This window comes from Agrobacterium albertimagni AOL15, from assembly GCF_000300855.1.
Taxonomy (GTDB): domain Bacteria; phylum Pseudomonadota; class Alphaproteobacteria; order Rhizobiales; family Rhizobiaceae; genus Allorhizobium; species Allorhizobium albertimagni.
In genome coordinates, this window is record NZ_ALJF01000023.1 from 36903 (window position 1) to 53204 (window position 16302).

The window sequence follows — 16302 nt, forward strand, 5'->3', positions numbered from 1 at the left end:
GTCAGGCCACGAAGCAACGTGGCTTTTGAGCAACGCATTGTGGCGAAATTGCAACGGCGGCTTGGGCCTTGTCAAGCCGAGCGGGAACTGCGGTAAACCGACACGCCGAGCTCGCGGATCTTCTTGCGCAGCGTGTTGCGGTTCAGGCCGAGCAGATCGGCCGCCTTGATCTGATTGCCACGGGTGGCGGTCAGGGCGGCGAGGATCAGCGGATACTCCATCTCGGTCAGAACGCGGTCATAGAGACCCGAGGGCGGAAGCGCATCACCGAAGGAGGCGAAATAGGTCCGCATGTTCTCTTCGACGGCCTGAGAAATCGTCATCGTACCCGAGGGCATGCCGACCTTGGCGATCGGACTGTCGGCGACGTCGGCGCGCAGTTCCTGCTCGACGATTTCACGGGCGATCACGTCCTGTGGGTAAAGCGCCATCAGTCGGCGAACGACGTTCTCCAGCTCGCGCACGTTGCCGGGCCAGGGATAGGCCTTCATCACCTCGAGCGCCTCATGGTCGAAACGCTTGGAATCGAGGCCTTCTTTTTCGCCCTGCTGAATAAAGTGCCGGACCAGATCAGGAATGTCTTCGGCGCGGTCGCGAAGCGGCGGCAGGCGCAGCGGCACGACATTCAGTCGGTAGTAGAGGTCTTCGCGGAAGAGCCCCTGATTGATCGACTGCTTCAGATCCTTGTTGGTCGCCGCGACGATCCGGACATCGGTCCGGATCGGAGTGCGGCCGCCAACAGTGGTATATTCGCCCTGCTGCAGGACGCGGAGCAGACGGGTCTGGGCATCCATCGGCATGTCGCCGATTTCGTCAAGAAACAAAGTGCCGCCTTCGGCCTGTTCGAATCGGCCAGTCGAGCGGTTCTGCGCGCCGGTGAAGGCGCCTTTCTCATGACCGAAGAGTTCCGATTCGATCAGATCCCGCGGGATGGCCGCCATGTTGATGGCGACGAAAGGACCGTTCCGGCGCTTGCCGTAGTCGTGCAACGCCTTGGCGACCAGTTCCTTGCCGGTACCGGATTCGCCGGTGATCATCAGCGTCAGGTCCGTCTGCATCAGGCGCGCCAGCACCCGGTAAATTTCCTGCATGGCGGCCGAGCGCCCGACCAGCGGCATGCCATCCTGCATGTCATCATCGAGACGGGCCGGACGCTTCTTCGGTTCGGACAGCGCACGACCGATGATCGCGATCAGTTCGGTGAGGTCGAAGGGCTTCGGGAGGTAATCATAGGCGCCCTTCTCGGAAGCCTTGATCGCGGTCATGAAGGTGTTCTGGGCGCTCATGACCAGCACCGGCAGATCCGGCCTTGCCTTCTTGATCCGCGGCAAGAGATCGAAGGCGTTTTCATCCGGCATGATGACATCGGTGACGACGAGGTCACCCTCGCCCGCCGAAATCCAGCGCCAGAGGGTCGCCGCGTTCGAGGTGATCCGGACATCGTAGCCGGCACGGCTCAGCGCCTGGTTCAGGACTGTGCGGATCGCAGCATCGTCATCTGCAACAAGGATCGTCGCTGTCATCAGTTCGTTCCCGTGGATTTTGGCAGGGGCGCATCTTCGAGCGCCGTCTCTTTCGACATGGGCATCAGGACCCGGAAGGTGGTGCGGCTCGCCTGGCTGTCACATTCGACGATCCCGCCATGGGCGCCGATGATCTTGGCGACGAGCGCCAGACCGAGACCCGACCCATTCGTCTTCGTCGTGATGAAGGGGTCGAAGAGATGCGGGAGCAGGTCGGATGGCACGCCGGGCCCGTTGTCATGGACGCAGAATTCAAGCGGCAAAGAGATTTTTTCGCGGGATCCGGCGACGGAAAGTCGGATGCCGGGGCGATAGGCCGTAGTCAGCTGGATTTCACCGTCGGAGCGCTCGCCGATGGCCTCGGATGCATTCTTAACCAGATTCAGAAAGACTTGCACCAGTTGATCCCGGTTCGCATAGACCGGCGGCAGCGACGGGTCGTAATTCTCGGTGATCCTGATATTGCGGGCAAAGCCGGCCTTGGCCACCGCCTTCACTTGGTCGAGCACCGAATGGATGTTGATCGATTGCCGATCGACTGGTCGCTCGTCGGAAAAGACCTCCATGCGATCGACCAACGAAACGATGCGATCCGTCTCGTCGCAGATCAGGCGGGTCAGCGCCCGATCTTCATCGGTGACGGCTGTCTCGAGCAGCTGCGCAGCACCGCGGATACCGGAGAGCGGGTTCTTGATCTCATGCGCCAGCATCGAGGCAAGGCCGGTGACGGAGCGGGCGGCCGCCCGATGGGTCAGCTGGCGGTCGATCTTGTCGGCCATCGAGCGTTCCTGGAAGACGACCACGACATTACCAGGCTGGCTCAGGACAGGCGCGACATAGAGGTCAACAAGCTTTTCCTGACCGAGGCGCGGCGAACTCAGGTCGACGCGGTATTCATTGACCGGCGCACGGCGTTCACGAACCTGTTCGATCAAGGACAGAAGCGGACTGCCAAAAGGGATGAATGTCGAAATGCGATAGCGGGCCAGATGCGTGGCGCTCGCACCGAAAAAGGCCTCGGCCTCCCAGTTGGCGAAAGCGATATGCCCATTCGCATCCACCATCACCACCGGGTTCTGGATGGCGTTGAGCACGGCCATGGCGAGGCCACCGCTCTTGTCATTCGCCGTCATGCGGCCTCCTGTCTGGCGCTGGCGCCACCGTGATCCGAGAGCGCCCGCTGCAAGGCTTCAACGACGAAGCCCTGATCTTTCGATGTCATGATGGACGCCTTTGCCTCAGACGCGAGATCCGGTGCATGGCGATCGAGATACCAACCGAGATGCTTGCGGGCGTGGCGCACGCCGACTTCGGCACCATAGTGATCCAGCATCGCCCGATAGTGCTCAACGACGACGTCTGACATCTCGGATGCAGCAGGTCCCGCATGACCCGCGAGAACGCCAGCATGCCATGGGCGACCCTGGCAACCGCGACCGATCATGACGGCGTCGGCGCCGGAGCGGCGCAGGATGTCGTGGGCATCCTCGACGGTTTCGACGTCGCCATTGGCAATCAGCGGAATTCGGATCGCTTCGCGAACGGCGGCGATCGCGTCCCAATTCGCCTTGCCTTCATAGAACTGCATGCGGGTGCGGCCATGCACGGTAATCAGTTGAACGCCGGCGGCTTCGGCTCGGGCCGCAATGTCGGGCGCATTGATCGAGGTTTCGTCCCAACCGAGGCGCATCTTGACTGTCACCGGTATCTTCACTGCCTTGACGGTCGCCTCGATCAGAGACAGGGCGTGGTCCGGTTCGCGCATCAGGGCAGAGCCAGCATAACCGCCGATCACCTTCTTGGCCGGGCAGCCCATGTTGATGTCGATGATATCAGCGCCATTGGCCTCTGCGATCACAGCGGCTTCGGCCAGCCATTTCGCCTCACGCCCGGCAAGCTGTACCATATGCGGGGTAAGCCCTGCCCCTTTCAGCCGCGACCAGCTTTCGGCTGCATTGAAGACCAGTTCGCGGCTCGCCACCATTTCGGTGACCACGAGGCCGGCGCCGAAGCGGAAGGCGAGCTGGCGGAACGGCAGATCCGTGACGCCCGACATCGGCGCAAGCACGATCCGGTTCCGAACGGGAACCGGGCCGATGCTGAAGGGCGTGTCCAACGCGACGGAATTCAAATGATTATCTTTCAGGCAGAGGGCGCATTTGCACTATTTTTAGCCAGCGTTCTCTGGCTTGCCAAGAGGCAAAGCTCACCGTTCGACAAAAATTCGTGCAAATGCTGGAAAAGCCGATGGCGAGCCGATAGAGCACGGTTGCGAAGAAAATGTGTCATGGACCAGGCGAGGCGATGGAGCAAGAGCGGAGCGGAACAATCGGGATCGTCGTGGTTGCCGCTGGCCGAGGCGAACGCGCCGGCGCTTCCGTCGAAGGGCCGAAGCAATACAGGCGCATTGGTGGCAAACCGGTCATCTGGCACACACTGAAGCGCTTTCTCGAGTGGCCCAAAAGTGGTCCAGTTGTCGTCGTGATCCACCCGGAAGATCATGGGCTGCTGGAAGCCGCGATTTCCGACCTGGCGTGTAGCGACTCCCTTGTTGTCGTTGAGGGCGGCGCGACCCGGCAGGCTTCCGTGCTCAACGGACTAAGAGCATTGCACGACCGCGGCATTCAACATGTGATGATCCAGGATGGCGTACGGCCATTCGTAGACGCATCCCTTCTCGAACGGATTGCCGCCGAACTCGAAACGGGAAAACCGGCCGTGCTACCCGCCATACCCGTGTCGGACACAATCAAGCGCGGCGACACCTCTGGCGTCGTCACAGCCACCGTGCCACGTACGGATCTCTATGCCGCGCAGACACCACAGAGCTTCCACTACGAGACTATCCTGGCCGCCCACGAGCGCGCCGCGAACGAGCAAGCAGTGGACTTCACCGACGACGCCTCGATCGCCGAATGGGCTGACATCCCCGTCCAGCTCGTCGCGGGCTCGATCGACAATGTCAAACTGACAGTAAAGAGAGATATCGCCATGGCCGACGAGAAACTGAAGGCTAGCGCCCTCCCCGACGTGCGCACGGGAAACGGCTATGACGTACACCAGCTCGAGCCCGGCGACGGCGTGACGCTCTGCGGCATCTTCATTCCGCATGATCAGAAGTTGAAGGGCCATTCCGATGCCGATGTCGCGCTGCATGCCCTGACAGACGCACTGCTTGCCACCTGCGGTGCCGGCGATATCGGCGATCACTTCCCGCCTTCGGACATGCAATGGAAGGGCGCTCCATCGCGCATCTTCCTTGAGCACGCAGCAAGGGTCGTGCGCGGTGCCGGCGGCACGATCATGAATGCGGATATTTCGCTAATTGCCGAAGAGCCTAAGATCGGACCACATCGTCAGGCGATGCGGGAGAAGCTCGCCGAGATCCTCGACATCTCGCTTGATCGCTGCTCGGTGAAGGCGACGACCAACGAGAAGATCGGCTTCGTCGGCCGTGGCGAAGGCATCGCTGCCATCGCCACGGCAACTGTCGCCTTCCGTGGAGCGGACTGATGGGGATCTATCCGGCGGATGTCGAGCAGCAGGCCGCAACGGTCATCGCGGCCTATCGGGATCTTGGCTGGATGATAACGACGGCCGAATCCTGCACCGGTGGCCTGATTGCCGGCGCGCTGACGGAGATTGCCGGCTCATCGGCGGTCGTCGATCGTGGCTTCGTCACCTATACGAACCAGGCAAAGATGGAATTGATCGGCGTTTCGAGCGCAACGCTTGAAGCTTTCGGAGCCGTCTCGAAGGAGACAGCACTGCAGATGGCGCAAGGCGCACTGATCCGTTCTGACGCCCATGTGGCGGTCGCTGTGACCGGCATTGCTGGCCCGGGTGGCGGATCGGCTGACAAGCCTGTCGGACTGGTGCATCTCGCGCTTCGGAGCCGCAGCGGGCATATTGATCACCGGGAGATGCGCTACGGCGATCTCGGCCGCGATCAGGTGCGGCTCGCAACCGTCAGGACAGCACTCGACATGCTGGCTGGCGCCCCTCAGACGCCTGCGTAAATCTTGTCGGCGCGCGCCTCGAAGGCTTCCGAAAACATGCGGAAGGCGCGGTCGAACATCGAGCCCATCAGAGCCCCGAGGATGCGGTTCTTGAACTCGTAGTCGATGTAGAAATGAACCGAGCAGGCGCCCTCGCCTGCCTCTTCGAAACGCCAGCGATTGTCGAGATACCGGAACGGTCCCTCAATGTACTTCACGTCAATGGCGCGCTCGGCGGCCGTCAGCAGTACCTGCGTCGTGAAGGTCTCGCGGATCGCCTTGTAGCCCACCGTCATGTCCGCCAGCAGCAATTCCTTCCCGTCGCGTTCGCGGCGCGAGCGAATGGTCAGCGCTTCGCACAGCGGCAAAAATTCAGGATAGCGCTCGACGTCGGCGACGAGGGCATACATACGTTCGGGCGAGTGCTTGACGAGGCGGCGGGTTTCAAACTGTGGCATGCCAGCGACTTAATGAGGAAGCCCGGCAAGATCAAGCAGGTGCGCCATTTCGCCGTGGGATTTGAGGGTGACTACGGGCACGTTCGGACCGTGACGCTCGATTTCCTGGATGATGCGGGGCGAGAAGCGGCGCTCGAAGTGCCAGATGTAGGAAAGGAATTCGCGGTCCGGCCATTTCTCGACACAGCCGTCGGCCATTTCGGGCCGGTGCTTGCCGACAAACTTCGCCGCCCGGCGATAAACACCAAGCAGACAACGCCAACGCGGCAACCGCGCCCAGATAACAAGATCGGTGCGAGGCAGGCGGATGTCGAAGCTCGAGGGATTGGTACCGTCAAGGATCCATCGCTCGCGACCGACGATGTCGGATATGATGTCGCGCTGCTCGGCTCTCGGGCGCTGTACCCATGCGGAAAGCCAGAAGACTTCGCGATCCATCGAGTGGTTGGGGAGATCGAGTGCGGCGGCGAGCTTGCGGGACAATGTGGACTTGCCGCCGCCGGAGCAGCCGATGACCATGATCCGCCGCGCCTGACGCAATTGCGCGGCTCCATCTTCCAACGATTTAGTGAACATCATCACAACCACACACTCCTTGCGTGTGGTTGCTTTAGCGCCGTCTCACTTCGTTTGAAAGTCTGGAGACGTCTTCAGACCCTTGCCACCAGCTTCTCCCGCGCCGCCTTCAGCCGGGCAAAGTCATCGCCGGCATGGTGCGACGAGCGGGTCAGCGGGCTCGAGGACACCATCAGGAAGCCCTTGGTATAGGCGATGTCCTCGTAGGACTTGAACTCTTCCGGCGTGACGAAGCGCTCGACCTTGTGGTGCTTGCGGGTCGGCTGGAGATACTGGCCGATAGTCAGGAAATCGACGTCAGCCGAGCGCAGGTCGTCCATCAACTGCAGGACTTCATTCCGCTCTTCGCCGAGGCCAACCATGATGCCCGACTTGGTGAACATGGTCGGGTCGAGCTCCTTCACCCGCTGGAGCAGGCGAACGGAATGGAAATAGCGGGCGCCGGGACGAACCGTCAGGTAGTTGCCCGGAACGGTTTCCATGTTGTGATTGAAGACGTCGGGCTTGGCCGCGACAACGCGCTCAAGCGCGCCGGGCTTCTTGAGGAAGTCAGGCGTCAGGATTTCGATCGTGGTCTCGGGTGATGCCTCGCGGATCGCCCAGATCACCTTTTCGAAGTGTTCGGCGCCGCCATCGGCAAGATCGTCACGGTCGACGGAGGTGATGACAACGTGTTGCAACCCCATTTGGCGGACGGCCTTGGCGACATTGGCCGGCTCGTCGAGATCGAGCGGGTTTGGCTTGCCGGTTGCGACATTGCAGAAGGCGCAGGCGCGGGTGCAGATCTCGCCCATGATCATGAAGGTGGCGTGCTTCTTGTCCCAGCACTCGCCGATGTTCGGGCAGCCGGCTTCCTCACACACGGTCACCAGCTTGTGGGAACGGACGAGTTCGCGGGTCTCGTGATAGCCCTTCGAGGTCGGCGCCTTGACGCGGATCCATTCCGGCTTGCGCAGCACTTCGGTGTCGGGCTTGTGGGCCTTTTCCGGATGGCGGATGCGCTTCTCGTCCGCAGGCACCAGGGGTGCTGCATTCGAAAGATTGGTCCTGTCGAGAATGGTGACCATAATCAAACCCTATGTGCCGCCTGACGCGGCCTTTCTGGTTATCGCCGGACGAGCCGGGCGACGAAAAGGAGGATGCTTGCGCCGACAAAGCTGGTGATCAGATAGCCCAGCCAGTCACCTTCGACAAAAATGCCAAGGCGGCGGAATATGGCAGCTGCGATCGCGGCACCGACGATGCCGATCACGATGTTCATGAAGACGCCGAAGCGCATGTCCATGAGCTTGCCCGCAAGCCAGCCTGCGAGACCGCCGAAAAAAATCGTCGCGATGATGCCGACTTCGAAACCAGCCATGTCGAGCCCCTTTCGGACCATTCAGTTGGAACCTGCCGCCCATATAGGCGGCAAGGCCCCGTTTCACAACCTGACTTTAGGCGTTGAGCACCCGGCCATAGGCGTCGAGCACACTTTCCTTCATCATTTCCGAGAGCGTCGGATGCGGGAAGATCGTGTGCATCAGTTCTTCTTCCGTCGTCTCGAGGTTCATCGCGACGACGAAGCCCTGGATGAGTTCGGTCACTTCCGCGCCGACCATGTGGGCGCCGATGAGTTCGCCGGTCTTCTTGTCGAAGATCGTCTTGATCATGCCCTGGTCTTCGCCAAGCGCGATCGCCTTGCCATTGGCGGCGAAGGAATAGCGGCCGACGCGGATGTCGCGGCCCTGTTCTTTCGCCTTGGCTTCCGTCAGACCGACTGAGGCGACCTGCGGGTTGCAATAGGTGCAGCCCGGGATCTTGGCCTTGTCCATCGGATGAACGTTCGGCAGACCAGCGATCTTCTCGATGCAGATGACGCCTTCATGCTCGGCCTTGTGGGCGAGCATTGGTGGGCCTGCAACGTCGCCGATCGCGTAGAGGCCCGGCACGTTGGTCTTGCCATAGCCGTCGATGACGATGCAGCCGCGATCTGTCTTCACGCCGAGCGTTTCGAGACCGAGGTTCTCGATATTGCCCTGGACGCCGACGGCGGAAATAAGGCGGTCAGCGGTGATCGTCTGAACCTTGCCATCCTTGGTTTCGACATGGGCGGTAATCGAGTTTGCGCCCTTTTCGACCTTGGAGACCTTGGCTTCGGTGATGATCTTCAGGCCGCGCTTTTCCAGCTGCTTGCGGGCGAAGGTGGAGATTTCCACATCCTCGACCGGCATGATGTTGGCCATCAGCTCAACGACGGTGACGTCGACGCCCATGGAGCGGTAGAAGGAGGCGAATTCGATCCCGATAGCGCCCGAGCCCATGACGACGAGAGACTTCGGCATGAAGTCCGGCTTCATCGCCTCGAAATAGGTCCAGATCAGCTTGCCATCCGGCTCGATGCCGGGCAGCGCACGCGGACGCGCGCCGGTCGCAACGATGATGTGCTTGGCGGTGTAGGTGCCCTCGCCCTTGACGCCCTTCGGAACCGGGTTCTGCGGCTCGACGACGGGCTTGGTCATCTTGCCGACGACGACTTCGCCTGGCTTCGTCAGCTTGGCTTCACCCCAGATGACGTCGATCTTGTTCTTCTTCATCAGGAAGGCAACGCCGCCGTTCAGACGGGCCGAGACGCCGCGCGAGCGGGCGACCACGTCCTTGACGTCGGCGGTCATCGTGCCGTTGAGCGTCAAGCCGTAGGATTTTGCGTGATTGGCGTGGTCGAGGATTTCGGCCGAGCGCAGCAGCGCCTTGGTGGGGATGCAGCCCCAGTTCAGGCAGATGCCACCCAGATGTTCGCGCTCAACGATCGCGGTTTTCAGGCCGAGCTGGGCGGCACGGATGGCGGTGACGTAACCGCCGGGGCCGGAGCCGATAATGATGACGTCGTAAGCATTCGACATGGGGCTTCCACTCCTCGGTTTCCTCAGAGCCTCCGTTTTTCACGGAGGCCCGTTTCGGGACTGGAAGCGAAACCCTCAGGCTGCGGGTGTCTCGGCTTCCGGTTCGTGACGAACCAGCATCCCGTAGATTTCATCCTTGAGCTGCATCCGCTTCTTGCGCATTTCCACGATGTGGAAGTCGTCTGCAGGCTCGATATCGGTTTCGGCGCGATGGATGGCCCGGTTCACCTCGTGATAGGCTTCGAACAATCTTGCGAAATGACCATCCGTTTCTTTCAGATGACGCATCAGCGCGACGTGTTCCGGGAATTCAACTGCCAGTTCGTGCAGTGTGTTCGACATGATCCCATCTCCTCTGTCGGGGTTGATGGGTACAGGTTAGACGCAGCGCACAAGACCTCCTTGATTTTGATCAACACGCCCTGACGGAGAGATCTGGCCGTCCTGTTTTCTTCAAAGCCCGAGCATCATGCGGACGATCGGCTCGAGGCCGCGTCCGATGGCACGGGTGTTTTCCGCGTCGAGATGGATGCCGTCGAGCGGCGTGGTTTCTGCGACCGATCCTGCGTCGAAGAAGGCGCATCCGGCCTCGTCCGCCGCGTCGCGATACATGCTGGCAAGCATCGCACCTTCTTCCACCGAGTGGTTGAACATGGCGCCGAAGACCGAATTGGCCGTTTCGCGGATCGCCGGCGGCGCGACGATCAGGATCTCGGGCTCTTCGAACTCGAAACCCCAGTCGTGCTTCTGCACTTGCTTGACGAGACGCTTGACGCCGCTGGTCGCGCCGATGGCCGTGCCCTGAATGCCACGCTTGAGGTCATTCGTTCCCAGCATGATGATCACCAGGTCGATCGGCTTGTGCGTCGCGAGAAGCGTCGGCAGCACCTTCGTACCGTTACGTTCGCAATCGCCCAGATGGTCGTCATAGGCGGTGGTGCGGCCGTTCAAGCCTTCGGCGATGACCCTGACACCATGGCCGAGCGCCTTCTGCAAGACACTCGTCCAGCGGTCTTCATAGGCATGCCGACCCAGATTTACCGGGTCGTATCCCCATGTCAGGCTATCGCCATAGGCGAGAACGGTCTTCATCGTAACCGCCCCCGGATCAGACCAACATGCCCATCGGATTTTCGATGTAGCGCTTGAAAGCGCCGAGCAATTCGGCACCGAGCGCGCCATCGACGCAACGATGGTCGGTCGAGAGCGTCACGGTCATGACGTTCGCCACCTTCATCTCGCCCTTCTTCACCACGACCCGCTCTTCGCCGGCGCCGACCGCAAGGATCGTTGCATGCGGCGGGTTGACCACGGCCGAGAAGCTCTTCACGCCCATCATGCCCATGTTGGACACGGCAGTCGTACCGCCCTGGTATTCTTCGGGCTTCAGCTTGCGGTCCTTGGCGCGCTTGCCGAGGTCCTTCATCTCGTTGGAGATGGTAGACAGGCTCTTCTCCTCGGCCTTGCGAATGATCGGTGTGATCAGGCCGCCGGGGATCGAGACAGCCACGCCGACATCGGCATGCTTGTGCTTGACCATGTTGGTGTCGGTCCAGGAGACGTTGGCATCCGGCACGTCGCGCAGTGCGAGAGCCAGCGCCTTGATCACCATGTCGTTGACCGAGAGCTTGTAGGCCGGCTTGCCGTCCTTTTCAGGCGCGGCCGCGTTCAGCTGGGCGCGAAGTGCCAGCAGCGCATCCAGCTCGCAATCCACGGAGACGTAGAAGTGCGGAATGGTCTGCTTCGATTCCTGCAGGCGCTTGGCGATCGTCTTGCGCATGCCGTCATGCGGCACGAGCTCGTAGGAGCCTTCGGCGAAGTTCTTGAGAACGGCTTCTTCCGACGCACCCTTGGCCATAACCGGGGCAGCTGCGGCAGTTGACGCTGCTGCTGGCGCCGGAGCGGCCTTGGCACCACCGGTGCTGACGGCCTTTTCGACGTCGCTCTTGACCACGCGGCCCTTCGGACCGGAACCCGAAACGGCCTTCAGGTCGAGACCGGCTTCCTTGGCGAGGCGACGGGCGAGCGGCGAAGCAAAGACGCGCTCACCGGTCGAGGCAGCAGGTGCCGCCGATGCGGCTGCGGGAGCCGGCGCTGCAGCTGGTGCCTCGGCAGGCGCAGGTGCTGCTTCCGCCTTCGGTGCCGGTGCAGCCTCGGCCTTCGGGGCGGGCCAACCGCCACCAGCGGCGGCCGCCGCGACATCCTCGCCTTCCTCGGCAAGGATCGCAATGAGCGCATTGACCTTCACAGCCTCTGTGCCGGCCGGAACGACGATCTTGGCAACGACGCCTTCATCGACGGCTTCCACTTCCATGGTCGCCTTGTCGGTCTCGATCTCGGCGATCACATCGCCGGACTTGACCTTGTCGCCTTCCTTGACCAGCCACTTGGCCAGATTGCCCTCTTCCATCGTCGGAGACAGGGCCGGCATGGTGATATTGATCGGCATGACCTTGCCCCCTTACTTGTAGCAGACGGTTTTGACCGCCTGAACGACTTCGGCAACGCTCGGCAGCGCCAGCTTTTCAAGATTGGCCGCATAAGGCATCGGCACATCCTTGCCGGCGATCGTCAGGATCGGCGCATCGAGATAGTCGAAGGCCTGCTGCATGACGCGGGTCGCGATCTCGGTGCCGACGGACGACTGCGGATAGCCTTCCTCGACGGTCACCAGGCGGCCGGTCTTCTTGACCGACTCGATGACGGTCGGCAGATCCATCGGACGGATGGTTCTGAGGTCGATCAGCTCGACATCGATGCCTTCCTTCGCCAGTTCCTCGACGGCCTTGACCGAGTAGGTCATACCGATGCCGAAGGAGACGATGGTCGCGTCCTTGCCGGTCTTGTGGATGCGCGCCTTGCCAATCGGCAGGACGAAGTCATCCATCTTCGGCACTTCGAAGGAGTGACCGTAAAGGATCTCGTTTTCCAGGAAGATAACCGGGTTCGGATCGCGGATGGCTGCCTTCAGCAGGCCCTTGGCGTCTGCTGCCGTGTAGGGCATGACGACCTTGAGGCCCGGGATCTGGCTGTACCAGGCCGCGTAATCCTGGCTGTGCTGGGCGCCGACGCGAGCCGCGGCACCGTTCGGGCCGCGGAAGACGATCGGCGCACCCATCTGGCCACCGGACATGTAGAGCGTCTTGGCAGCCGAGTTGATGATGTGGTCGATCGCCTGCATGGCAAAGTTGAAGGTCATGAACTCGACGATCGGCTTCAGGCCGGCCATTGCCGCACCAACGCCGAGACCGGCAAAGCCATGCTCGGTGATCGGGGTGTCGACAACGCGCTTGGCGCCGAACTCCTGCAGCAGCCCCTGCGTGATCTTGTAGGCGCCTTGATACTCGGCGACTTCCTCACCCATGATGAAGACATCCGGGTTGGCGCGCATTTCCTCGGCCATGGCTTCACGCAGCGCTTCACGCACCGTCATCGTCACCATTTCAGTACCGGCCGGAACGTCCGGATCGGAAGCCACTTCGACCTTTGGAGCGGCCGGAACCTTATTGTCTGCTGAGGATGCAGGCTCCTCTGCAGCGGCGCGGGCCTTCCCGCCGGCGTCACCGGCTGCGGCAGCCGGCGTGTCGGCATCCGCCTTGGGCGCGGGCATCGCATCTGCACTTTCACCATCCTGCAGCAGAACGGCGATCGGCGTGTTGACCTTGACGTTCTCGGTACCGGCCGCAATCAGCAGCTTTCCGAGCACGCCCTCATCAACGGCTTCCACTTCCATGGTCGCCTTGTCGGTCTCGATCTCGGCGATCACGTCGCCGGACTTTACGGTGTCGCCTTCCTGCTTGATCCACTTGGAAAGCGTGCCTTCTTCCATTGTCGGAGAAAGGGCGGGCATCAAAATTTCGATCGGCATGGGTTCCCTCCCCGATTACAGAAGAATGTCGGTGTAGAGCTCGGATACATCCGGCTCCGGATCGGCCTGGGCGAAATCGGCACTGTCCGCAACAATGTCGCGCACGTCCTTGTCGATCGCCTTGAGCTGGTCTTCTGAGGCCCAGCCATTCTCGAGGAGACGAGCCTTGACCTGTTCGATCGGATCCTGCTCCGACCGCATCTTCTGCACTTCTTCCTTGGAGCGATACTTCGCCGGGTCGGACATCGAGTGGCCGCGATAGCGATAGGTCAGCATTTCCAAGATGATCGGCCCCTTGCCGGAGCGGCAATGCTCGAGCGCCTCATCGGCGGCCGCCTTGACGGCGCGCACATCCATACCGTCAACCTGGACGCCGGGGATGCCGAAGCCGGAACCACGCAGCGAGTAGTTCGACTGCGCCGTGGCGCGAGCTGTCGACGTGCCCATCGCGTAACGGTTGTTCTCGACGATGTAGATGATCGGCAGCTGCCAGAGGGCAGCCATGTTGAAGCTCTCGTAGACCTGGCCCTGGTTGGCTGCGCCGTCACCGAAATAGGCAACAGCTACATTGTCATTGCCGCGATACTTGTTCGCGAAAGCAAGGCCCGTTCCGAGCGACACCTGCGCGCCGACGATGCCGTGGCCACCATAGAAATGCTTCTCTTTCGAGAACATGTGCATGGAGCCGCCCTTGCCCTTCGACAGGCCGCTTCGGCGACCCGTCAGCTCGGCCATGACGCCGCGTGCGCTGAGGCCCGCTGCCAGCATGTGACCGTGGTCGCGATAGGCGGTAATAACCTGATCACCTTCCTTCTGCGCCATCTGCATGCCAACGACGACCGCTTCCTGGCCGATATAGAGGTGACAGAAGCCGCCGATGAAGCCCATGCCGTAAAGCTGGCCGGCCTTTTCTTCGAAACGGCGAATGAGGAGCATTTCACGATAGGCGTGAAGTTCTTCGTCCGCACCAAATTCAGGCGTGTTTTTTCCGGTGAATTCCTTGCCGGCTGACTTGGCGGAAGACTTCCGACCGTTCGCAGCTGCTGGCTTGCGAGGCGCCATGCATCCCTCCCATGGGTTTATTATGGTCCAAAGTTGGCGACAGAATAGGGAAGAAAGAGGACGGCGGCAATGCCATAAATGCATGGCTCACATTCGCCGCAAGCAACTGTAATGACTAAAAAATTTACGATTAACTGAATTCAGGTTAATCAGAAATAGGTGTTGAAGATTACGATTTCGTCTGGGCGCGACATGTTGAGTTGATAGCGTGCCTTTTCATCGATGATGTCTTCATCGAGAGAGCCATCACTCAAGAGACTGACATCCTTTTCAAGGACAGTCCGCTGGGCCACGAGCTTATCAAGCTCCGAGGCGCGCTCCCGTCGGATGCGCTCGAACTCCTGCCCGGCCTTGAGGCCATAATCACCATGTATGGAATGGTAGCCGAAATAAGACAGGAAAGCGATGGTGACGGCGGGAAGAATGAGACGACCGTATTTCTTTTTCTTGTGATGCCTGGTCCACATGCCGACAAATGCCCTGAAACGCGAAACTTGTCGCAAGAGTAATCGTCAGATCTTAACCGACCGTTGACCCTAATCGCAGCGCAAAAGAAAAAGCCCGCGCCGGGGAACCGGCACGGGCTTCGAAGGAATTCGACCGAGATCAGCCGCGCAGGATCGACGCGCCTGCGTAGACGGCCTGCGGACCCAGCTCTTCCTCGATGCGGATCAACTGGTTGTACTTGGCGGTACGGTCGGAACGGGCGAGCGAGCCTGTCTTGATCTGACCGCAGTTGGTGGCAACCGCGAGATCGGCGATCGTCGAATCCTCGGTTTCGCCCGAGCGGTGCGACATCACGGCCGTGTAAGCGGCGCGGTGAGCGGTCGAAACGGCGTCGAGGGTTTCCGACAGCGAACCGATCTGGTTAACCTTGACGAGGATCGAGTTGGCGACACCCATCTTGATGCCGTCGCGCAGACGGGCCGAATTGGTAACGAAGAGATCATCGCCGACGAGCTGGATCTTCTTGCCGACCTTGTCGGTGAGTGCCTTCCAGCCGTCCCAGTCGTCTTCCGCCATGCCGTCTTCGATCGAGAAGATCGGGTACTTGGCAGCCAGCTCGGCGAGGTATTCGGCCATCGCTTCCGGCTCGAGCGTGCGGCCTTCACCTTCGAGGACGTATTTGCCGTCCTTGAAGAATTCGGTCGAAGCGCAGTCAAGCGCGATGTGCATGTCTTCGCCCGGACGATAGCCGGCCTTCTCGATCGACTTCATGATGAAGTCGAGGGCAGCCGGTGCGGATGCCAGACCCGGCGCAAAGCCGCCCTCGTCACCGACATTGGTGTTGTGACCGTCTGCAGCGAGCTGCTTCTTCAGCGTGTGGAAGACTTCCGAACCCATGCGAACAGCGTCGCGGATGGTTTCGGCGCCAACCGGCACGATCATGAATTCCTGGAAGTCGATCGGGTTGTCGGCATGCGCGCCACCATTGATGATGTTCATCATCGGGACCGGCAGGACATGCGCGTTCGGGCCACCAACGTAACGGTAGAGCGGCAGACCGGAGGACTGAGCGGCAGCCTTTGCAACGGCGAGCGAAACGCCGAGGATGGCATTGGCGCCGAGGCGGGCCTTGTTCGGCGTGCCGTCGAGCTGGATCATCAGATTGTCGATCTGGATCTGGTTCTCGGCATCGTGACCGCCGATCGCGTCATAGATCTCGCCGTTGACGGCTTCGACGGCCTTTTCGACGCCCTTGCCGAGATAGCGCGAGCCACCGTCACGCAGCTCGACGGCTTCATGCGCGCCGGTCGAGGCGCCCGAGGGAACGGCGGCGCGGCCCATGCTGCCATCTTCGAGATAGACGTCGACTTCGACGGTCGGGTTGCCACGGCTGTCGAGAATCTCGCGGCCGATGATGTCGGTGATGGCGGTCATGTTCGCTCCCTATAGACGGAAATTGGACAAGGCTCCGAAGGCCGATCACCGGGC

17 protein-coding genes are annotated in these 16302 nt (G+C 61.1%); 2 read left to right on the top strand and 15 right to left on the bottom strand.

Annotated elements, in window-relative coordinates:
- Positions 1 to 71: 71 nt before the first annotated feature.
- From ntrC to dusB, 3 genes are read right to left on the bottom strand one after another with little or no spacing between them, the layout of a single operon-like run.
- Positions 72 to 1523, bottom strand: a complete 1452-nt coding sequence (gene ntrC, locus QWE_RS22020; RefSeq protein WP_006728391.1) for a nitrogen regulation protein NR(I) — start codon at positions 1521 to 1523, stop codon at positions 72 to 74.
- Positions 1523 to 2656, bottom strand: a complete 1134-nt coding sequence (locus QWE_RS22025) for a two-component system sensor histidine kinase NtrB (RefSeq protein ID WP_006728392.1) — start codon at positions 2654 to 2656, stop codon at positions 1523 to 1525. Before QWE_RS22025 ends, ntrC begins: the two co-directional genes overlap by 1 nt.
- Positions 2653 to 3579, bottom strand: a complete 927-nt coding sequence (dusB, locus tag QWE_RS22030; RefSeq protein ID WP_240532606.1) for a tRNA dihydrouridine synthase DusB — start codon at positions 3577 to 3579, stop codon at positions 2653 to 2655. The genes QWE_RS22025 and dusB overlap by 4 nt, the downstream gene beginning before the upstream one ends.
- A gap of 248 nt (positions 3580 to 3827) precedes the next feature.
- Here dusB and QWE_RS22035 point away from each other — a divergent pair, with 248 nt between their 5' ends.
- Positions 3828 to 5036 (top strand): bifunctional 2-C-methyl-D-erythritol 4-phosphate cytidylyltransferase/2-C-methyl-D-erythritol 2,4-cyclodiphosphate synthase, encoded by a 1209-nt coding sequence (locus QWE_RS22035; RefSeq protein ID WP_006728394.1) that lies wholly within the window; start codon positions 3828 to 3830, stop codon positions 5034 to 5036.
- Positions 5036 to 5542, top strand: a complete 507-nt coding sequence (locus tag QWE_RS22040; protein WP_006728395.1) for a CinA family protein — start codon at positions 5036 to 5038, stop codon at positions 5540 to 5542. Before QWE_RS22035 ends, QWE_RS22040 begins: the two co-directional genes overlap by 1 nt.
- Here the strand turns inward: QWE_RS22040 and QWE_RS22045 are convergent.
- From QWE_RS22045 to eno, 12 genes are all read right to left on the bottom strand, one after another.
- Positions 5527 to 5979 (bottom strand): type II toxin-antitoxin system RatA family toxin, encoded by a 453-nt coding sequence (locus QWE_RS22045; protein ID WP_006728396.1) that lies wholly within the window; start codon positions 5977 to 5979, stop codon positions 5527 to 5529. The two genes, QWE_RS22040 and QWE_RS22045, sit on opposite strands and share 16 nt — an antisense overlap.
- A 9-nt stretch (positions 5980 to 5988) precedes the next feature.
- Complete coding sequence (locus QWE_RS22050; protein ID WP_006728397.1) at positions 5989 to 6558, bottom strand: P-loop NTPase family protein; 570 nt, start codon at positions 6556 to 6558, stop codon at positions 5989 to 5991.
- A 71-nt stretch (positions 6559 to 6629) separates the two neighbouring features.
- Entirely contained in the window at positions 6630 to 7622 is a 993-nt protein-coding gene (lipA, locus tag QWE_RS22055; RefSeq protein ID WP_006728398.1) for a lipoyl synthase, read from the bottom strand.
- A 38-nt stretch (positions 7623 to 7660) separates the two neighbouring features.
- Positions 7661 to 7915 carry a GlsB/YeaQ/YmgE family stress response membrane protein gene (locus QWE_RS22060; RefSeq protein WP_040300877.1) on the bottom strand — a complete coding sequence of 85 codons (255 nt, stop codon included), beginning with the start codon at positions 7913 to 7915 and terminating at the stop codon, positions 7661 to 7663.
- A 76-nt stretch (positions 7916 to 7991) separates the two neighbouring features.
- Positions 7992 to 9437, bottom strand: a complete 1446-nt coding sequence (gene lpdA, locus QWE_RS22065; RefSeq protein WP_006728400.1) for a dihydrolipoyl dehydrogenase — start codon at positions 9435 to 9437, stop codon at positions 7992 to 7994.
- 75 nt (positions 9438 to 9512) lie between these two features.
- Entirely contained in the window at positions 9513 to 9779 is a 267-nt protein-coding gene (locus QWE_RS22070) for an HP1242/YdcH family protein (protein ID WP_006728401.1), read from the bottom strand.
- A 111-nt stretch (positions 9780 to 9890) separates the two neighbouring features.
- Complete coding sequence (locus tag QWE_RS22075; RefSeq protein WP_006728402.1) at positions 9891 to 10529, bottom strand: SGNH/GDSL hydrolase family protein; 639 nt, start codon at positions 10527 to 10529, stop codon at positions 9891 to 9893.
- A 16-nt stretch (positions 10530 to 10545) separates the two neighbouring features.
- Positions 10546 to 11886, bottom strand: coding sequence for a pyruvate dehydrogenase complex dihydrolipoamide acetyltransferase (locus tag QWE_RS22080; protein WP_006728403.1), 1341 nt, complete (start codon positions 11884 to 11886; stop codon positions 10546 to 10548).
- Positions 11887 to 11898: 12 nt separating this feature from the next.
- A complete protein-coding gene (locus QWE_RS22085) occupies positions 11899 to 13305 on the bottom strand; it encodes a pyruvate dehydrogenase complex E1 component subunit beta (protein ID WP_006728404.1) in 1407 nt (468 codons plus the stop codon).
- A 15-nt stretch (positions 13306 to 13320) separates the two neighbouring features.
- Complete coding sequence (gene pdhA, locus QWE_RS22090; RefSeq protein WP_006728405.1) at positions 13321 to 14367, bottom strand: pyruvate dehydrogenase (acetyl-transferring) E1 component subunit alpha; 1047 nt, start codon at positions 14365 to 14367, stop codon at positions 13321 to 13323.
- Between the two features lie 149 nt (positions 14368 to 14516).
- Positions 14517 to 14834 (bottom strand): FtsB family cell division protein, encoded by a 318-nt coding sequence (locus QWE_RS22095; protein WP_006728406.1) that lies wholly within the window; start codon positions 14832 to 14834, stop codon positions 14517 to 14519.
- 139 nt (positions 14835 to 14973) lie between these two features.
- The gene (gene eno, locus QWE_RS22100; protein WP_006728407.1) at positions 14974 to 16248 is read right to left on the bottom strand and encodes a phosphopyruvate hydratase; all 1275 of its coding nucleotides are present in this window, start codon (positions 16246 to 16248) and stop codon (positions 14974 to 14976) included.
- Positions 16249 to 16302 lie beyond the last annotated feature (54 nt).

What these genes read in the sequence shown, in the direction of transcription:
- ntrC (WP_006728391.1), bottom strand. Translation starts at nt 1,523, where the DNA reads ATGACAGCGACGATCCTTGTTGCAGATGACGATGCTGCGATCCGCACA.
- QWE_RS22025 (WP_006728392.1), bottom strand. Translation starts at nt 2,656, where the DNA reads ATGACGGCGAATGACAAGAGCGGTGGCCTCGCCATGGCCGTGCTCAAC.
- dusB (WP_240532606.1), bottom strand. Translation starts at nt 3,579, where the DNA reads ATGTCGGGCGTCACGGATCTGCCGTTCCGCCAGCTCGCCTTCCGCTTC.
- QWE_RS22035 (WP_006728394.1), top strand. Translation starts at nt 3,828, where the DNA reads ATGGAGCAAGAGCGGAGCGGAACAATCGGGATCGTCGTGGTTGCCGCT.
- QWE_RS22040 (WP_006728395.1), top strand. Translation starts at nt 5,036, where the DNA reads ATGGGGATCTATCCGGCGGATGTCGAGCAGCAGGCCGCAACGGTCATC.
- QWE_RS22045 (WP_006728396.1), bottom strand. Translation starts at nt 5,979, where the DNA reads ATGCCACAGTTTGAAACCCGCCGCCTCGTCAAGCACTCGCCCGAACGT.
- QWE_RS22050 (WP_006728397.1), bottom strand. Translation starts at nt 6,558, where the DNA reads ATGATGTTCACTAAATCGTTGGAAGATGGAGCCGCGCAATTGCGTCAG.
- lipA (WP_006728398.1), bottom strand. Translation starts at nt 7,622, where the DNA reads ATGGTCACCATTCTCGACAGGACCAATCTTTCGAATGCAGCACCCCTG.
- QWE_RS22060 (WP_040300877.1), bottom strand. Translation starts at nt 7,915, where the DNA reads ATGGCTGGTTTCGAAGTCGGCATCATCGCGACGATTTTTTTCGGCGGT.
- lpdA (WP_006728400.1), bottom strand. Translation starts at nt 9,437, where the DNA reads ATGTCGAATGCTTACGACGTCATCATTATCGGCTCCGGCCCCGGCGGT.
- QWE_RS22070 (WP_006728401.1), bottom strand. Translation starts at nt 9,779, where the DNA reads ATGTCGAACACACTGCACGAACTGGCAGTTGAATTCCCGGAACACGTC.
- QWE_RS22075 (WP_006728402.1), bottom strand. Translation starts at nt 10,529, where the DNA reads ATGAAGACCGTTCTCGCCTATGGCGATAGCCTGACATGGGGATACGAC.
- QWE_RS22080 (WP_006728403.1), bottom strand. Translation starts at nt 11,886, where the DNA reads ATGCCGATCAATATCACCATGCCGGCCCTGTCTCCGACGATGGAAGAG.
- QWE_RS22085 (WP_006728404.1), bottom strand. Translation starts at nt 13,305, where the DNA reads ATGCCGATCGAAATTTTGATGCCCGCCCTTTCTCCGACAATGGAAGAA.
- pdhA (WP_006728405.1), bottom strand. Translation starts at nt 14,367, where the DNA reads ATGGCGCCTCGCAAGCCAGCAGCTGCGAACGGTCGGAAGTCTTCCGCC.
- QWE_RS22095 (WP_006728406.1), bottom strand. Translation starts at nt 14,834, where the DNA reads ATGTGGACCAGGCATCACAAGAAAAAGAAATACGGTCGTCTCATTCTT.
- eno (WP_006728407.1), bottom strand. Translation starts at nt 16,248, where the DNA reads ATGACCGCCATCACCGACATCATCGGCCGCGAGATTCTCGACAGCCGT.